The 16,227-nt window shown below is 66.3% G+C and carries 15 protein-coding genes and 1 riboswitch; of the genes, 4 read left to right on the forward strand and 11 right to left on the reverse strand.

Going from position 1 to position 16,227, the window contains the following annotated elements; translation table 11 throughout:
• Positions 1–12: 12 nt before the first annotated feature.
• The 6 genes from MRBLMU1_RS11030 to MRBLMU1_RS11055 form a co-directional block, all read right to left on the reverse strand.
• Positions 13–2,160 carry a choice-of-anchor D domain-containing protein gene (locus MRBLMU1_RS11030; protein WP_363500930.1) on the reverse strand — a complete coding sequence of 716 codons (2,148 nt, stop codon included), beginning with the start codon at positions 2,158–2,160 and terminating at the stop codon, positions 13–15.
• Between the two features lie 42 nt (positions 2,161–2,202).
• Entirely contained in the window at positions 2,203–2,562 is a 360-nt protein-coding gene (mrtJ, locus tag MRBLMU1_RS11035; protein WP_363500933.1) for a JDVT-CTERM system glutamic-type intramembrane protease MrtJ, read from the reverse strand.
• A 122-nt stretch (positions 2,563–2,684) separates the two neighbouring features.
• Positions 2,685–3,362, reverse strand: coding sequence for a GNAT family N-acetyltransferase (locus MRBLMU1_RS11040; RefSeq protein WP_363500936.1), 678 nt, complete (start codon positions 3,360–3,362; stop codon positions 2,685–2,687).
• Positions 3,359–4,594, reverse strand: coding sequence for a multifunctional CCA addition/repair protein (locus MRBLMU1_RS11045; protein WP_363500983.1), 1,236 nt, complete (start codon positions 4,592–4,594; stop codon positions 3,359–3,361). The genes MRBLMU1_RS11040 and MRBLMU1_RS11045 overlap by 4 nt, the downstream gene beginning before the upstream one ends.
• A gap of 5 nt (positions 4,595–4,599) precedes the next feature.
• Positions 4,600–5,316: a glutathione S-transferase family protein gene (locus MRBLMU1_RS11050; protein WP_363500939.1), complete on the reverse strand. Its 717-nt coding sequence runs from the start codon at positions 5,314–5,316 to the stop codon at positions 4,600–4,602.
• A gap of 24 nt (positions 5,317–5,340) precedes the next feature.
• Positions 5,341–7,335, reverse strand: a complete 1,995-nt coding sequence (locus MRBLMU1_RS11055; protein ID WP_363500942.1) for a lytic transglycosylase domain-containing protein — start codon at positions 7,333–7,335, stop codon at positions 5,341–5,343.
• 119 nt (positions 7,336–7,454) lie between these two features.
• Here MRBLMU1_RS11055 and MRBLMU1_RS11060 point away from each other — a divergent pair, with 119 nt between their 5' ends.
• Complete coding sequence (locus MRBLMU1_RS11060; protein WP_363500945.1) at positions 7,455–8,000, forward strand: 5-formyltetrahydrofolate cyclo-ligase; 546 nt, start codon at positions 7,455–7,457, stop codon at positions 7,998–8,000.
• Between the two features lie 86 nt (positions 8,001–8,086).
• On the opposite strand, the gene metF is transcribed toward MRBLMU1_RS11060, so the two are convergent.
• The 4 genes from metF to metK all read right to left on the reverse strand — a co-directional run bounded on the left by metF (position 8,087) and on the right by metK (position 12,150).
• Positions 8,087–8,914 (reverse strand): methylenetetrahydrofolate reductase [NAD(P)H], encoded by an 828-nt coding sequence (gene metF, locus MRBLMU1_RS11065; RefSeq protein WP_363500948.1) that lies wholly within the window; start codon positions 8,912–8,914, stop codon positions 8,087–8,089.
• Positions 8,907–9,257 carry a phage holin family protein gene (locus MRBLMU1_RS11070; protein WP_363500951.1) on the reverse strand — a complete coding sequence of 117 codons (351 nt, stop codon included), beginning with the start codon at positions 9,255–9,257 and terminating at the stop codon, positions 8,907–8,909. Before MRBLMU1_RS11070 ends, metF begins: the two co-directional genes overlap by 8 nt.
• A gap of 78 nt (positions 9,258–9,335) precedes the next feature.
• Positions 9,336–10,763, reverse strand: coding sequence for an adenosylhomocysteinase (ahcY, locus tag MRBLMU1_RS11075; RefSeq protein WP_363500954.1), 1,428 nt, complete (start codon positions 10,761–10,763; stop codon positions 9,336–9,338).
• A 27-nt stretch (positions 10,764–10,790) separates the two neighbouring features.
• Positions 10,791–10,858: riboswitch (S-adenosyl-L-homocysteine riboswitch) on the reverse strand.
• A 125-nt stretch (positions 10,859–10,983) separates the two neighbouring features.
• On the reverse strand, positions 10,984–12,150 hold the full coding sequence (gene metK, locus MRBLMU1_RS11080; RefSeq protein WP_315220344.1) for a methionine adenosyltransferase: 1,167 nt from the start codon (positions 12,148–12,150) through the stop codon (positions 10,984–10,986).
• 199 nt (positions 12,151–12,349) lie between these two features.
• Here metK and MRBLMU1_RS11085 point away from each other — a divergent pair, with 199 nt between their 5' ends.
• Genes MRBLMU1_RS11085 through dapF form a run of 3 tightly spaced genes read left to right on the forward strand, consistent with a single transcriptional unit; the run spans position 12,350 to position 14,953 of the window.
• Positions 12,350–13,204 carry a lysophospholipid acyltransferase family protein gene (locus tag MRBLMU1_RS11085; RefSeq protein WP_363500957.1) on the forward strand — a complete coding sequence of 285 codons (855 nt, stop codon included), beginning with the start codon at positions 12,350–12,352 and terminating at the stop codon, positions 13,202–13,204.
• A complete protein-coding gene (locus tag MRBLMU1_RS11090) occupies positions 13,201–14,079 on the forward strand; it encodes a lipid A biosynthesis acyltransferase (RefSeq protein ID WP_363500960.1) in 879 nt (292 codons plus the stop codon). Before MRBLMU1_RS11085 ends, MRBLMU1_RS11090 begins: the two co-directional genes overlap by 4 nt.
• Before the next feature lie 10 nt (positions 14,080–14,089).
• A complete protein-coding gene (gene dapF, locus MRBLMU1_RS11095; protein WP_363500963.1) occupies positions 14,090–14,953 on the forward strand; it encodes a diaminopimelate epimerase in 864 nt (287 codons plus the stop codon).
• 163 nt (positions 14,954–15,116) lie between these two features.
• Here dapF and MRBLMU1_RS11100 read toward each other — a convergent pair.
• A partial coding sequence (locus MRBLMU1_RS11100; RefSeq protein ID WP_363500966.1) for a tetratricopeptide repeat protein occupies positions 15,117–16,227 on the reverse strand: 1,111 nt, incomplete at its 5' end.

A 16,227-nucleotide genomic window follows, 5' to 3' on the forward strand; every position in this document is an offset into this window, starting at 1 on the left:
AATGGCTCCAGGTTAGTTTTGATCGCCACGGCTGCTGCCGCTACGACGGCGGCGCCACACGATCACGCCGAGCGACAGCATGGCCAGCAATGCCAGCATCGGATCGTTGACGCTTTGCGAGGCCGAGCATCCGCCGCCACCGGCGTTCTGCGGCGCGGCGTTGGACGGGGCGGCGTTGGCCTGGCCGTTCAAGGCGATGGTCCAGCTGCTGCCGGCCACGTTCGACTGGATCACGACATTGCCGCTGTTACCGCCGGCGTTGACCGGGGTGTAGCGCACCACCAGGTCGCAGGTGGCGCCGGGTTGCAGCGTGAACGGGAAGGCGGCGCAGCCGGTGCTGTCGGCGACGGCGGCGAACGGGCCGCTGAAGGCGGCGCTGGCCAGGGTCAGCGGCGCCGAACCGCTGTTGGTCAGCGTGAAGCGGCGGGTCGGTGCGGTAGCGCCGATGGTGACGGCGCCGAAGTCGAAGCTTTGCGGATTGAGCCCCAGCGAAGGAGCGCTGACCGCGACCGCCACGCCGTTGCCGCTGAGTGGCAGCGAGAACTGGGTGCCGGCGTCGGTCGTCAGTTGCAGGCTTGCGCTACGGGCGCCGGCGGCCGTCGGACGGAAGGCCGTGGTGATGGTGCAGCTGGCGCCGGCGCTGACGGTGCCGTTGGCCGCGCAGGTGCCGCCGGTGACGAAGTCGCCAGGCTGAGCGCCGCCCACGGTCAGGGTCGAGATGCGCACCGCCGCGCTGCCGGCGTTGTTCAAGGTCGTGGTGTGCACCGCCGCGCTGGCGCCCACTTGCGTATCGGCGAAGGTGATCGGACCGGTTTCGGACAGCACCGGAATGCCGACCGATTGCGTGGTGCCGCTGCCGGTGATGGCCACTTGCACCGCTGGCGCATTGGAGGTCACGCCCAGGGTCGAAGTCACCGCGCCGTCGGCCGTCGGCGCGAAGCGCACCGGTACCGAGCAGCTGGCGCCGACGGCCAGGGTGGCGCCGCAGTCGCTGCCGGCGATGGAGAAGGTGCTGGAGCCGGTCAGCGCGACGCGCGTAAGGGCGACGGCGACGTTACCGGTATTGGCCAGCACCACCGTCTGCGACGTGGCCGGGGAGCTGATCGTGCGCAGGCCGAAGGCCAGCGCGGACGGCGTGGCCGTCAGCGCCGGCGCGGCGGCCGAAGCGGTGCCGGACAGGCCCACTGTGGCGGCGCCGTTGGCGGCGTTGGAGGCCAAGGTCAGGCTGGCGGCGAAGGCGCCGGCGGCGGTGGGCGTGGCCTGTACCGTGACGGTGCAGCTGGCGTTGGCCGGCAATGGCGTCGCCGCCGCGCAGGTGCCGCCGAGCGTGAAGATGTTGGCGTTGGCGCCGCCGACGGCGATGGAGCTGAAGGTCAGCGGCGCCTGGCCGCTATTGGTGACATTGATCGTGGAGACGGCCGACGCGGCGCCGGTCAATTGCGCGCCGAAGTCGATGCTCGGCGCCGACAAGGCGATCGTCGCCTGCGGCGTGGCGTTGCCGGTGCCGCTCAGGGCCACGGTGCTGCTGCCGCCGGTGGCGTTGTGGGTGATGGTCAGGGTGGCGGCGCGCGCGCCGGCCACGGTGGGACGGAAGCTGACCTGCACGGTGCAGTTGGCGCCGGCCGCGATGGCCGCGCCGTTGGCGCAGGTGCCGCCGGCCAGGCTGTAGTCGCCGGCCGCCGCGCCGCCCAGCGAGATGTTGCCGATATTGAGCGCGGCGCTGCCGGTGCTGCTCAAGGTGGTGCTCAGTGGAGCGCTAGTCTGGCCGATGCTGGTGCCGCTGAAGGCCAGGCTGGCCGGCGCCAGCGAGGCCGCCGGCGACGCCGTCACGGTCGGATTGCCGATGTAGGCTGCGATGTCCGCCAGTTCGGCGGAGCTGAAGCGGCCGGCGAACTGGCCCATGCCGCCACCAGCGTTGCGGGCGATGGCGGCGGCAATGACGGACGGCTGATTGGCGGCGCGCTGGATGTTACTGACATTGTTGGCCGGACTAGGACCATGACAGGCGACGCAGGTGCCGCCGCCGCCGACAGGACCGTTCTGATACAGGTTCCGGCCGTTCAATGCGTTTTGCGCGTTCGCCGATTGCGAAGCCAGTCCCAATAGCAGCGCCGCCGCCGCCGCGTGCCGCAGCCGGAATTCCCACGTTAAACCTGTCATGCCACTCTCCTGAAGTTGATCTTGAAATTGATCCAAATAGATCTATAAACCGCAGACAGAGATAGCAAAGGCATTGAACGCGCTGTGCATCAGCGCGCACCACCACCAGTTGCGGGTGCGCTGGTAGAGCAGCGCCAGCGCCAGTCCCGGTAGCAGCACCGCGACGGCGGCCTGCCAGCCGGAACCCAGGTGCAGAAGGCCGAAAGCGGCCGTCGACACCAGCACCGGCCAGGCCCACCCAAGGCCGTCCCGCCGGGTCGAGCGCCGTATCAGCCACTCCTGCAGGCCGGCGCGGACCACGCACTCCTCCAGTAGCGGCGAAAGCACCAGCAGCCGCAGGCAAACACCCAGGTCGGGCGCCCGCAACTGGGCGCCGCACAAGGCGTCCGCCGCCCATGGCATGGGCAGAAGTGAGGAAATCAGCGGCACGTTGGGAAGCCTGGTTACCGGTTTGCGTATCTTGTCTGACCGTTCATTCCAGGCCAGCCGGTAAAGGTTCTAACTATAGTGATAGAAATTGCGATTTATTTTCGACCGGTCAAACGACCGAGCCATTTGGTGGCGAAGCGCTTGTTCGCCTTGAGGGTGTAGTCCAGCGTGGCGAATTGCTCGTCCAGCGCCTCCTGCAGCACGCTGGCCGGATTGGCCAGTGGCAGTTTGAGATAGGCGTCCGCCTCGCCGTAGTCGCGATGGATCTCCATGCCGGCTTTTTTCGCGATGTGCATCATCGTCTTGTTGGACGACAGGCAGTGCATATATAAGGTGTCGACGTCGCTGTTGCGGCAGTGGATGGCGGCGCGCTCGAACAGCTTGGAGCCGACGCCCATGCCGCGCGCGCTCTTGCTGACCGAAACGCCGAATTCGGCCACCCGCTCCTTCTCGGTGACGGCGCTCCTGGACTCGTCGCGCGGCGCGAACGCCAGGTGGCCGACCGCCACCAGTTTAAACAGCCGGTTGTACACGCCGAACACCATGTCGCGCGAAAAATCGATGTTGTTGACATACCTCTCGACCTGTTCGTCGGGCAGCATGGTGCCGAAGCGCAGCAGCCGGTCGCTGCTTTCGAGTTCGAGGAAGTGCCTGACCATGCGCCGGCGGTCGCGCTCCTGCAGCGCCTTGACGAGCACCGTCGGACGGTGTTTGCCGTCTTTGTGCCTGCCCCAGCGGCGCAGCGGATTCTGGAACAGATCGATGGAGTTCATTCTTCCACCTTCAACGCCGCCGCAACGGCCGTCACCCGCGCGCGGTGCACGAACTCCGGTATCCGCTGCGGGTTGGCGGCGCTGGCCTGGGCGATCTCGCCGGCGTTGACGCCGCGCGCGGCCGCCATGGCCGCCTCCAGATGCGCCAGCTGCGGGAACGGCGCGTCGCGATAGCTGGCCGTGGGTCCGGTGCGGCCGCGCGAATCGCACTCGGTCGCCAGCAGCATCTGCGAAAAGCGCGCCGGCTTGCGGAAGGCATCGCAGCGCTCCAGCAGCTTGACGATGGTGTTGGGCCGCAGCTGCAGCGCGCGGCCGACGTTGCCATGTTCGCGCGCGGTCATCACGGCCAGGTCGCGGCACTCGGTCGGCACCTTGAGGCGCTTGCACACCTGCTCGACCAGTTTGACGCCCAGTTCCTCGTGGCCGTGGTGCGCCGGCCAGGTGGCCGGCGGCGTCACGCCCTTGCCCAGGTCGTGCATCAGGCAGGCGAAGCGCGTCGGCAGCTCCAGCCCCGCCCGCGCCGCGCAATCGATCACCTGCAGGATGTGGACGCCGGTGTCGATCTCCGGATGCCACTTCTCCGGCTGCGGCACGCCCCACAACACGTCGAGCTCCGGCAGGATGCGCGCCAGCGCGCCGCAATCGCGCAGCACCTCGAGCATGCGCGACGGCTTGTCCTCCATCAGCCCGCGCGACAACTCCTGCCACACGCGTTCCGGCACCAGCGCGTCGACCTCGCCCTGCTCCGTCATTTGCCGCATCAGCGCATTGGTTTCCGGCGCCACGCGGAAGTCGCTGTAGCGCGCGGCGAAGCGGGCCACGCGCAGGATGCGCACCGGGTCCTCGGCGAAGGCGTCGGAGACGTGGCGGAACACGCGTTGCTCGATATCGCGGCGGCCGCCGAAGGGATCGGTCAGGGTGCCGTCGTCGGCGCGGGCGATGGCGTTGATGGTCAGGTCGCGCCGGATCAAATCCTCCTCCAGCGTGACGTCGGGCGAGGTGTGGAACACGAAGCCCTTGTAGCCGGGCGCGGTCTTGCGCTCGGTGCGGGCCAGCGCGTATTCCTCCTGCGTCTTCGGGTGCAGGAACACAGGGAAGTCCTTGCCGACCGGGCGGAAGCCCTGGGCCAGCATGTCGTCGGGCGTGGCGCCGACCACCACGTGGTCGTGGTCCTTGACCGGCAGGCCAAGCAACTCGTCGCGCACGGCGCCGCCGACTACATAAATCCGCATCATCGTCAGTCCGGCATTTCGGCGTCGTGCTTGGGCGCCGTTTCGGTCTCGGCCAGCGCCTCGGCCACCCAGCGCGCCACGGCCGGATGCGCCAGCACGCGCTGGCAGTAGGCGTCCAGCGCCGGCGCCAGCGACACGCCGTAGGTGCGGAAGCGCATCACCACCGGCGCGTAGTAGGCGTCGGCGATCGAGAAGTCGCCGAACAGGAACTGGTGGTGGCCGAAGCGCGACAGGCACTCCTCCCAGATCTCGCTGATGCGGCCGATGTCGGCCTGCGAGCCGTTGGTGCGGCCCTTGCCGGGGAAGCTGGCGCGGATATTCATCGACATCGACTTGCGCAGGTCGGCGAAGCCGGCGTGCATCTCGGCGCAAACCGAGCGCGCCATCGCGCGCGCGGCCACGTCGCGCGGCCACAGGTGCAGCTCCTGGAACTGCTCGGCCAGATACTCGCAGATGGCCAGGCTGTCCCAGATCGTCATCTCGCCGGCCAGCAGCACCGGCACCCGGCCGCTGGCCGAATAGCCGCAGATGCGGTTGGCGGTGTCGTCCTGGTCGAGCAGAACGCGAACCTCCTGGAACGGGATGCCGAACGCTGTCATCGCCACCCAGGGCCGCATCGACCACGACGAATAATTCTTGTTGCCGATAATGAGCGTCAGGCCCGGCTCGCGCGCGGCGGCCAGGGTATTCGACAGGCTGGGATCAAGTTTGGTGGTCTGCATGATGCGTCCGTAATGATGGTGTGGTCAACGCGAGCCGTAGCTCGATTCCTGCTCTTCCTCGGGGGTGTAGGAGCGCGGCGCGACGGTGCCGATGCGCGCCTTCAGCGACTGCGGACGGCCCTCGAACAGGGCCGCGTAGTAGGTGGCGTTCGACATCACGTTCTTGACGTAGGTGCGCGTCTCGTGGAACGGGATGGTCTCGATGAAGATGGCGCTGTCGATCGGCTTGGTCAGGGTGGCGCGCCAGCGGCGCGAGCGTCCCGGCCCGGCGTTGTAGGCGGCCGTGGCCAGCACCTCGGAGCCGTCCATGTTCCCGAGCACCATGTTCAGGTAGTTCGTGCCCAGCATGATGTTGGTGCGCACGTCGGTCAGCATGTCCTGCGCGAAGTCGGTCAGGCCCAGTTTCTTGGCCACCCAGCGCGCGGTCGACGGCATCACCTGCATCAGGCCGGACGCCCCCACGTGCGATTGCGCGCCGAGGATGAAGCGCGATTCCTGCCGCATCAAGCCATACACCCAGGCCTTGTCGAGGCCCAGCGTCTGCGTCGCCGGATGCATCACGTCGTGGTGCGGCGACGGGAAGCGCTGCGTGTAGTCGACCTGGATGCGGGTGCGGTCGGAGGTATTGACCATGCGGTCGAGGATCTCGTTCTGGCGCGCGAATTCGGCGGCGGCCAGGTAGCCGCGTTCGTCCAGGCCACGCAGGCCCCAGTTCCATTCGCGCGTGCCCTCGAAGCGCAGGCGCATGCCGAAGAACTTGAGCGAACGCTGGAAATTGGGATTGGTGGCGATCGCCGCGATCTCGGCGGGGGTGATCGGCAATCCCGGCAGCGGGATGGTAATGAGGCTGCCGGTTTCCTCCAGCGCCAGCTGGCCGTAGAAATTCGGCTGGTCCGAGATGCTGCGGAACAGCCGCTCGGCCTCGCCGCTCGGGTGGTTGGTCACGCCGGCTTCGGCCATCAGCGCGCGGCCCATCCAGTAGATCCAGGCCGGGTCGTCGCGCAGCGAGGCCGGCATCGCCTGGATATTGGCCTTGACCTGGCGCCAGTCGCCGGCGCGCAGCGCGATGCGGGTTTTCCACTGGATCTGGTCGATGGACAGCTTGGCGCCGTTCGAACGGCGCCAGTAATCGGCGGTGTCGTCGGCCAGCGAATAAGACGATTGCAGCGCGATCGCCGCCCAGCCTTCCTGCCGTTCCAGCGGCGTGAGTTGGGACGAGGCCTTTTCCAGCGCCAGCGCCGCCAGCTTGACGCTGGTCTTGGCCATGCGGCCGACGGCCACCACGTAGATCTCATGCTCGGTGCGGCCGCTGCCCGGCCCCTTGGCCAGCGCCAGGGCCGGCGTGTCGACCGCCTGCACCGCCTTCTTCTCCGGCCCGCCCAGCAGGGCGACGATGCGGCGCGCCTGGCCGGTGGCGTTGAATTCGCCGGACAGGCGCAGTTGTTCATACAGGTCGTTGGCGTCGAACTGGCCGGTCTGGAACAGGGTGGCGATCAGGCCCGCGCACGGTTCGCCGTAGACGCCCGGGGAGGTCAGCAGCGCGCGCGCCTCGTCGGCCACTTTCTGGCCCTTGAGCGCGCGCGATTGCAGCGCGTAGCATTTGACCTGGGTGTCGTCGTTGAGCACGAACAGCGGCAGCTGCTCGTCGAAGGTGGCCCAGTCGCGCTTGCGGCCCAGGTCCAGCAGCCAGTCGTTGCGCAGGCGGTCGACGATGGCCTGGCCTTCGTAGCGCTTCATGAAATCGCGGATTTCCGCGTAGGGGACGTCCTTCAGGCGCGATTTGAGCCGATAATAATCGACATACGAGGGAATGGAGTAATTGGCGAGGCGGGCGGCGTAGAAATCCACCTTGGCCGCGTCGTCCTGGCGCACCGCGTCGCGCATCAGCAGGAAGGCATCGTCCTGCCGCTTGGTCTCGGCGCCGATATCCTCGGCGTGGGCCAGCGACATATACGACGGGTTGAACGCAACCCAGGCCACGACGACGACGCCGGCAATCCATTTCGAAGCGGAAATCAATGTGCAACTCTCTTTAAGCAGTGTATGAAGCGACAACCGAAACTACGACCGGCGATGAATCGATGACCAGCGACCCTAGAATACCACGTGCCGAGATCGAACGAATAGCCCCGGCCGCTATGCAAAAGGCCGATTTGCGCAAGCAGTTGCTGACCGCGCGGCGCGCGCTCGATCCGGCCACGCGGGCGGCGTGGGACCACGCCATCGGTGAACGGGTGATCGCGTGGTGGCGCGCGGCGCGGCCGGCGGCGCTGGGCGTGTACTGGCCGCTGCGCGACGAACCGGATCTGCAGGCAGCCTACGTGGCGCTGGAGCGCCTGGGCGCGCGGCTGCTGCTGCCGGTGGTGGTGGAAAAACACGCGGCGCTGGAATTCGCGGACTGGCGCATCGGCGAGGCGATGGTCAAGGACGCGATGGGGGTGGCGGTGCCGGCGGATCTGCGGCTCGACGCGGCGTATCCGCCGGCGTTGCTGGTGCCTTGCCTGGGATACAACCCGGATGGTTATCGATTGGGCTATGGCGGGGGGTTTTACGACCGAACGCTGGCGCGGGCGCCGCGCCCGGAGACGGTGGGCATCGCCTACAGCTGCCTGGAGGTGAGGTTCGACGGCGACGCGCACGATGTGGCGCTGGACCGCATCGTCACCGAGATCGCGGGCGTGTAACCCGCAATGCGGCCACAGGGGTCGTACCCCGAGGGGTACGACCCCCCACCCGCGTCGGTTTGCGGGTCGGGGTGGCCCGCCAGCTGTTACACCAGCCGTTGCCACAGCGCGGTGGTCGCCGCGGCCTGGTTCATGCTGTAGAAGTGCAGCCCCGGCGCGCCGCCGGCCAGCAGGCGTTCGCACAGCTGCGTGACCACATCCAGTCCGAAGGCCTTGATCGAGGCGGTGTCGTCGCCGTAGCTGGCCAGCTTCAATCGCACCCAGCGCGGGATCTCGGCGCCGCACATGTCGGAGAAGCGCATCAGCTGCGTGTAGTTCGTGATCGGCATGATGCCGGCCACGATAGGGACATCGATGCCCATCTTGCTGGTCTGGTCGACGAACTGGAAGTAGGCGTCGGCGTTGTAGAAATACTGCGTGATGGCGGCGTTGGCGCCGGCCTTCACCTTGCGCTCGAACGCCAGCAGGTCGTCCTGCGGCGACTTGGCCTGCGGGTGCACCTCGGGATAGGCCGCCACTTCGATGTGAAACCATTCGCCGGTCTCCTGGCGGATGAACTCCACCAGCTCGTTGGCGTAGCGGAATTCGCCGGACGCGCCGTAGCCGCTCGGCAGGTCGCCGCGCAGCGCGACGATGCGCTTGATGTTGTGCGACTTGAATTCGGCCAGGATGGCGCGGATCGACTCGCGCGTGCCGCCCACGCATGACAGGTGCGGCGCGGCGTCCTCGCCGGCGGCCAGGATCTCGACCACCGTGTCCAGCGTGCCGCGCTGCGTGCTGCCGCCGGCGCCGAAGGTCACGGAGAAATACTTGGGTTTCAGTTCGGACAGCTTGGCGCGCGTGACGCGCAGCTTTTCCGCCCCTTCCGCCGTCTTGGGCGGAAAGAATTCGATACTGAAATTATGATTAGCCATCTGAGTTCTTCAAAAGTAAGGTAGACAGAGCCCAGGAAATCACGCTGTACAACAGTGCGCCGCCGATCGCCGACAGGAAGCTGTCGACGTGGAAACCGTCGACGAATTGCGCCACCAGCCAGAACATGAAGCCGTTGATGACAAAGATAAACAGTCCCAGCGACAGCATGGTCACGGGCAGGGTCAACAGCAACAACACGGGGCGGATCAGCGTATTTACCAGGCCCAGTACGAGAGCCGCGACGAGGGCTGCGCCTATGCTTGTGACATCGACAGAATGCATCAGGTAAGGAATTGCCAGCAGGGCAACCGCATTGATTAACCAGGTAAGGACCAAACGCATAACTAAGTCTCGCTGCAAAAATTTGCTGAATAAAAACAGGGCCGGCAACAGACGCCGGCCCCGCCTCACACCGTCAGATTAATAACGGTAGTGGTCCGGCTTGTACGGACCTTCCTGCGTCACGCCGATGTAGGCCGCTTGCTCTTCGGTCAGCACGGTCAGCTGGGCGTTCAGTTTCTTCAACTGCAGACGCGCCACTTTCTCGTCCAGGTGCTTCGGCAGCACGTAGACGCCGACCGGGTACTTGTCGGTGTTGGCGAACAGTTCGATCTGGGCGATGGTCTGGTTCGCGAACGACGAGCTCATCACGTACGACGGATGGCCGGTGCCGCAACCCAGGTTCACCAGGCGGCCTTCGGCCAGCAGGATGATGCGCTTGCCCGACGGGAAGATCACGTGGTCGACTTGCGGCTTGATATTTTCCCAGGTGTACTTCTTGAGCGCGGCGACGTCGATCTCGTTGTCGAAGTGGCCGATGTTGCAGACGATGGCCTGGTCCTTCATGGCCAGCATGTGCTGCTCGGTCAGGATGTGATAGTTGCCGGTGCAAGTGACGAAGATGTCGCCGTGTTCGGCGGCGTAGTCCATGGTCACGACGCGGTAGCCTTCCATCGCCGCCTGCAGCGCGCAGATCGGATCGATTTCGGTGACCCACACCTGGGCCGACAGCGCGCGCATGGCCTGGGCCGAGCCCTTGCCGACGTCGCCATAGCCGGCGATGACGGCGACCTTGCCGGCGATCATGACGTCGGTGGCGCGCTTGATGCCGTCGACCAGCGACTCGCGGCAGCCGTACAGGTTGTCGAACTTCGACTTGGTGACGGAGTCGTTGACGTTAATCGCCGGGAAGGCCAGCTTGCCTTCCTTGTGCATCTGGTACAGGCGGTGCACGCCGGTGGTGGTTTCCTCGGTCACGCCCATGATCTGCGGCAGACGCTTGGAATACCAGGCCGGGTCGATCGCCAGGTGGGCCTTGATGGCGTTGAACAGGCAGATCTCTTCTTCCGAGCTCGGCGAAGCCAGCACCGAGATGTCTTTCTCGGCGCGTGCGCCCAGGTGCAGCAGCAACGTGGCGTCGCCACCATCGTCGAGGATCATGTTCGAGTAGACCGCGTTGCCGGCGGCGTCGGCCGGCCACTCGAAGATGCGGTGGGTGTAGTCCCAGTATTCGTCCAGCGTTTCGCCCTTGATGGCGAACACCGGGGTGCCGGCGGCGGCGATGGCGGCGGCGGCGTGGTCCTGGGTCGAATAGATGTTGCACGAGGCCCAGCGGACCTTGGCGCCCAGCGCTTCGAGCGTCTGGATCAGCACGGCGGTCTGGATGGTCATGTGCAGCGAACCGGTGATGCGCGCGCCCTTGAGCGGCTGGGCGGCGGCGAATTCCTCGCGGATGGCCATCAGGCCGGGCATTTCGGTTTCGGCGATGCGGATTTCTTTGTCACCCCAGGAAGCCAGGGAAATATCGGCGACCAGGTAGTCTTGTGCGGATTTGAGTACGGCGTTCATCACGCCCTCCTTTCATGTTAGAAAAAAGTAACGTGAGCGCGGTTGCAGATTCCGAGCCTGGCAAAAATGAATTCGTCGCAGCGCTCCTCGGAAGGTGCATTTTAGCACCACCTTGGCGCGCAGCACAGCCGCCGCGCCAAATAAGCTGGGTCAACAGAGGTTCAAGCAACACTCAACTCCGGGTCGGGACCACCACCGGTGGGCCCGACCCGGAGTTGCTTTATTTCAGGCCGGCGGCGTCGCGCAGGATCGCGGCCTTGTCGGTGCGCTCCCACGTGAATTCCGGCTCTTCGCGGCCGAAGTGGCCGTAGGCGGCGGTCTTGGCGTAGATCGGACGCAGCAGGTCGAGCATCTGGACGATGCCTTTCGGACGCAGGTCGAAGTGCTCCATCACCAACGCGGCGATCTTGTCGTCGGGGATGACGCCCGTGCCTTCCGTGTACACCGTGATGTTGATCGGACGCGCCACGCCGATGGCGTAGCTGACCTGCACCTGGCATTGGCGCGCCAGGCCGGCGGCGACGACGTTCTTGGCGACGTAACGCGCGGCGTAGGCGGCCGAACGGTCCACTTTCGTAGGATCCTTGCCGGAGAACGCGCCGCCGCCGTGCGGGCTGGCGCCGCCGTAGGTGTCGACGATGATCTTGCGGCCGGTCAGGCCGCAGTCGCCCTGCGGGCCGCCGATGACGAAGCGGCCGGTCGGGTTGACCAGGTATTTGGTGTCGACCAGCCATTCGCGCGGCAGCACCTGCTTGATGATCTCCTCGATCACCGCCTCTTCGATCTGCTTGTGCTGCATTTCCGGCGCGTGCTGCGTCGACAGCACGACCGTGTCGACCGCGACCGGACGGCCGTTGACGTAGCGCAGCGTGACTTGCGATTTGGCATCCGGACGCAGCCATGGCAGGCGGCCGTCCTTGCGCAGCTGCGACTGGCGCTCGACCAGGCGGTGCGCGTAGTGGATGGCGGCCGGCATCAGCTCGGCCGTCTCGTCGCAGGCGTAGCCGAACATCAGGCCCTGGTCGCCGGCGCCCTGATCGAGGTCGATACCGGCGCCCTCGTCGACGCCCTGGGCGATGTCCGGCGACTGCTTGTCGTAGGCCACCAGCACCGCGCAACCGCGGTAGTCGATGCCGTAGTCGGTGTTGTCGTAGCCGATGCGCTTGATGGTTTCGCGCGCGACTTGAATATAATCAACGTTGGCGTGCGTGGTGATCTCGCCGGCCAGCACGACCAGGCCGGTGTTGCACAGCGTTTCGGCGGCGACGCGGGCCTTCGGGTCCTGCTCGAGGATGGCGTCCAGAATGGCGTCCGAGATTTGGTCGGCGACCTTGTCCGGATGGCCTTCCGAGACGGATTCGGAAGTGAAAAGATAATCGTTTGACATCGCAAGCTCCTGATACTGGTTGAGAATGGTTGTCGCTCACCCAATACGGCTTGCGACGCTTTAGCGATATTTATATTCCGCTTCGCAAGTTGTCTGTTAACTCAGCGGTTACTGCATACGTGGTATTTTACGCTTCTTAAAAAATTTTTGGCTAGAGCAATAGCAGCCGGACTCTCCTTGATATTGACGATTTAACTTCATGCTTGTTTATCTTTTCCGCTTTTTATCCATTTTCCCGCTGCCGCTGCTGCACGCGGTGGGCGCCGCCCTGGGCTGGCTGGTTTATCTGTGTTCCCCCTCGCATCGCCGCCGTATGCGCGAGAACATGGCCCTTGCTGGCTATACGCAACACCTGTCGGCGGCCATCGCCGAGGCCGGAAAAAGTATCGTCGAGCTACCATTTGTCTGGTGCGCGTCGCCCGAGCGGGTGTCGCGCCTGGCCAACGCCGAGAACTGGGAACTGGTGCAAACGGAATTGGACGCGGGACGCGGGATCGTGTTCCTGACGCCACACTTGGGCTGTTTCGAGATCGTCGCGCAGGAAATCGCGCTGCGCACCGAGCTGATGGTGATGTACCGCCCGCCGAAACAGGCCGCGCTCAAGCCGCTGGTCGAGGGCGCGCGCGCGCGCAAGAACCTGCTGCTGGCGCCGGCCAATATGTCGGGCGTGCGCATGCTAGCCAAGTTCCTTAAGAAAGGCAAGCCGATCGGCGTGCTGCCCGACCAGGTGCCGCAAGAGGGCGAAGGCGTGTGGGCCGATTTCTTCGGCCGCAGCGCCTACACCATGACGCTGCCGGCCAAGCTGGCACAGATGGGCGACGCCACCATCATCGTCACCTACGCCGAGCGCCTGCCCGGCGGCAAAGGCTTCGTGGTGCGCTTCGTGCCGTTCGACGGCTCGCTCGACGGCGGCACCGCCGAGCAGGCGCGCGCCATCAACGCCGCCATGGAGCGCCTGATCGCCCGCAATCCCGAGCAATATTATTGGAGCTACAACCGCTACAAGGTGCCGGCCGGCATCGCCGCGCCGGCCGCGGCGGGAGGCCAGGCATGAAGCTGCTGTTGGGATTGATGTGGCTGCTGCACTGGCTGCCGCTGCCGTTGCTGGGCCGGGTCGGCAAGCTCACCGGCAGCCTGTTGTTCATGACGCTGCGCTCGCGCCGCCACATCGCGCTGACCAATCTGCGCCTGTGCATGCCGGAACTGACCGAGGCCGAGCGGGTCGACATCGCGCGCGGCCATTTCCAGGCGTATTCGCGCAGCGTGTGGGAGCGCGGCATCCTGTGGTGGGCCTCCGAGGCGCGCCTGAAGCGCCTGATCCGGGTCGAGCCCGGTCCGGTGCCGGTGGAAGAGATGACGGCCCAGCCGACCATCCTGCTGTGCCCGCACTTCGTTTGCCTGGACGTGGCCGGCGCCTCGATCGCGATGGTGGCCAGCGCCTCGTCGATGTATGTGCAGCAAAAGAACACCGCCTTCGACAAGGTGCTGCGCGCCGGCCGCGCCCGCTTCAAGCCGGTCAAGCTGTTCACCCGCCAGGACGGCATCAAGCCCATCCTGCGGGCGCTGCGCGACAAGCTGCCCTACTTCATGCTGCCGGACATGGACTTCGGCGAGAAGGATGCCGAATTCGTGCCGTTCTTCGGCATCCAGGCGGCCACGTTGACGGCCACGGCGCGCATCGCCGCCACCACCGGCGCCCAGGTGATGCCGGTGATCGCCACCTTCCTTCCTGACTATCAAGGTTATCGTGTGAAGTTCTATCCGGTGTGGGACAATTACCCGGGTCCCGACATGGTAGCCGCCACCCGCCGCATGAACGAGTTCATCGAGGAACGCGTGCGCGAGGCGCCGTCGGAATATTTCTGGACGCATAAACGCTTCAAGACGCGGCCCAACGGCGAGCCCTCGCTCTACCAAACTTCCAAGTAGAAGACTGACGATGAAACTCAAATTCACCAAAATGCACGGCGCCGGCAATGACTTCGTGGTCATCGACGGCATCAACCAGCAGATCGACCTGACGGCGGCGCAGTGGAAGCTGCTGGGCGACCGCCGCTTCGGCGTCGGCGCCGACCAGATCCTGCTGGTGGAAAAACCGACCCAGCCCGGCTGCGATTTCCGCTACCGCATCTTCAACGCCGACGGCGGCGAGGTGGAACAGTGCGGCAACGGCTCGCGCGCCTTCGTCAAGTTCGTCTCGGAAAAAGGGCTGACCGACCAGCGCAGCATCACCGTCGAAACCAAGGCCGGCGTGATCGCGCCGCGGCTGGAGGCGGACGGCAGCATCACGGTGGACATGGGGCCGCCGGTGCTCGATCCTGCGCGCGTGCCGTTCGACGCCGAAGGCTTGCAAGGTGAACGCCAGGGCGGCGCCACCTTGTGGCCGCTGGTGCTGGAACTGGCCGGCGCCAAGGAAAGCGTGCTGATCTCGGTCGTGTCGATGGGCAATCCGCACGCGGTGCAGGTGGTCGACGACGTCGACGCGGCGCCGGTGGAACTGACCGGTCCGCTGATCGAGCACCACCCGCGTTTCCCGAACCGGGTCAACGCCGGCTTCATGCAGATCGTCGATCGCGGGCACATCAAGCTGCGCGTGTTCGAGCGCGGCGTCGGCGAGACCCTGGCGTGCGGCACCGGCGCCTGCGCGGCGGCGGTGGCCGGCATCGCGCGCGGCCTGCTCGACAGTCCGGTGCGGGTCGATGCGCGCGGCGGGCAGCTGTCGATCAGCTGGGCGGGCGAAGGCCAGCCGGTGCTGCTGACCGGCCCGGCGGTGACGGTGTTCGAAGGCGAGATGGAAATTTGATTCGGGCCGCGATGCCTGAATGGCAGCGGAAACACGTAGGGCGGATTAGCGCAGCGTAATCGGCCATGCATGCGTTGTCGGCGGCTCGTGGATGGCCGATTACGGCGTTCCGCCTAATCCGCCCTACGTGTCTCCGTAGGTACGCATCAGTCCCAATCGTAGCCTACGCGGCCAGCAAATCATCGCCGTCCGCCGCCGGCAACCACGTCTTGAGCCGGTACAGGCGCTGGCGGTAATTGCCCTCCGGGCCATCCGGGCCACCATCGACCGCGTCGAACAAGCGGCTGATGCGGTCCAGCGCCTGCCGCTCGCGCGCGGTGCGCAGCAAAATCAAACGCCGCTTGCTGCGCCCGTAACTGGCGCGGATATCGACCACCAGGCAATGCCCCTGGTCGGCCGCCTTGACATCGAGCAGCAGCGCCTCCGCCCGGCTCAATCCAAACAACTCCGCCAGTTCCAGCCGCGCCGCCAGCAATGGCTGGCTGACCGTCAGCTCGCGCGTGACGCAGCCGGCGATGCTTTCCGTCCAGCCCGACTCCTTGGGCGATTGCGCGATACGCTCCAACGCCGCGTCCGCCTCGTCGCAGCCCTGCGCCGCCGCCTTCTGCAGCCAGTAGACCGCGCGCACGTCGCTGTTCTCGTCGTTGCGGCGGTTGCGCCAGGCATACATGCCGCATTCGAGCTGGGCGCCGCAGTGGCCCATTTCCGCCGCCCGCTCCAGATACGATTGGGCTTCGGCCACGCAACGCTGCGAGAATTCCGGCTTCAGGTAAATGCGCGACAACGCGAACCAGGCGTCGGCCAGGCCCTGCTCGCCCGCCAGGGTCAGCCAGCGTATCGCCCGCTTGAAGTTGACGGCGGCGATGCCCTTGGTTTGCCGCTTGCCGTCGCTGTCCATGCGCGCGAACCACAGGCCCAGCGCCAGCTGCGCGCAACGCTCGCCGCCATGCGCGGCCAGCTCGCGGCATTGCCGCAATTCGGCTTCGTACTCGGGCGCGCTGCCGAGCAGGCTGGCGCAGCGTGAAAGCAAAGTCAGCTGTTGCGGGCCGAGCGGCCAGTCCGCCGCCCGCGCCGCCTCGGCGTCGCACGGCGCGCCGGCCAGCAGCTTGCGCAGCGGCGGCATCGCGCGTGGTAAGAACGCGTCGCGGTCGCCATGCCAGGCCTCGTCGAGCATCGCATAGTGGGCCACCGCAATGCCATGGTCGCCCGCGTGCGCCGGCCAGTGCGGACGCACGCTGGCCCGGGTCGCCGGCGGGCGCGGACCGCGGCCGGCG

Origin of the sequence: Burkholderia sp. LMU1-1-1.1 (genome assembly GCF_040675865.1) — a bacterium.
Lineage (GTDB): Bacteria > Pseudomonadota > Gammaproteobacteria > Burkholderiales > Burkholderiaceae_D > Rugamonas.

Coding starts and splice junctions, on each gene's coding strand:
- MRBLMU1_RS11085 (WP_363500957.1), top strand. CDS start 12,350: ATGCTTGTTTATCTTTTCCGCTTTTTATCCATTTTCCCGCTGCCGCTG.
- MRBLMU1_RS11040 (WP_363500936.1), bottom strand. CDS start 3,362: ATGAACTCCATCGATCTGTTCCAGAATCCGCTGCGCCGCTGGGGCAGG.
- dapF (WP_363500963.1), top strand. CDS start 14,090: ATGAAACTCAAATTCACCAAAATGCACGGCGCCGGCAATGACTTCGTG.
- MRBLMU1_RS11030 (WP_363500930.1), bottom strand. CDS start 2,160: ATGACAGGTTTAACGTGGGAATTCCGGCTGCGGCACGCGGCGGCGGCG.
- MRBLMU1_RS11060 (WP_363500945.1), top strand. CDS start 7,455: ATGCAAAAGGCCGATTTGCGCAAGCAGTTGCTGACCGCGCGGCGCGCG.
- ahcY (WP_363500954.1), bottom strand. CDS start 10,763: ATGAACGCCGTACTCAAATCCGCACAAGACTACCTGGTCGCCGATATT.
- MRBLMU1_RS11070 (WP_363500951.1), bottom strand. CDS start 9,257: ATGCGTTTGGTCCTTACCTGGTTAATCAATGCGGTTGCCCTGCTGGCA.
- MRBLMU1_RS11050 (WP_363500939.1), bottom strand. CDS start 5,316: ATGCAGACCACCAAACTTGATCCCAGCCTGTCGAATACCCTGGCCGCC.
- mrtJ (WP_363500933.1), bottom strand. CDS start 2,562: ATGCCATGGGCGGCGGACGCCTTGTGCGGCGCCCAGTTGCGGGCGCCC.
- MRBLMU1_RS11090 (WP_363500960.1), top strand. CDS start 13,201: ATGAAGCTGCTGTTGGGATTGATGTGGCTGCTGCACTGGCTGCCGCTG.
- metK (WP_315220344.1), bottom strand. CDS start 12,150: ATGTCAAACGATTATCTTTTCACTTCCGAATCCGTCTCGGAAGGCCAT.
- metF (WP_363500948.1), bottom strand. CDS start 8,914: ATGGCTAATCATAATTTCAGTATCGAATTCTTTCCGCCCAAGACGGCG.
- MRBLMU1_RS11045 (WP_363500983.1), bottom strand. CDS start 4,594: ATGCGGATTTATGTAGTCGGCGGCGCCGTGCGCGACGAGTTGCTTGGC.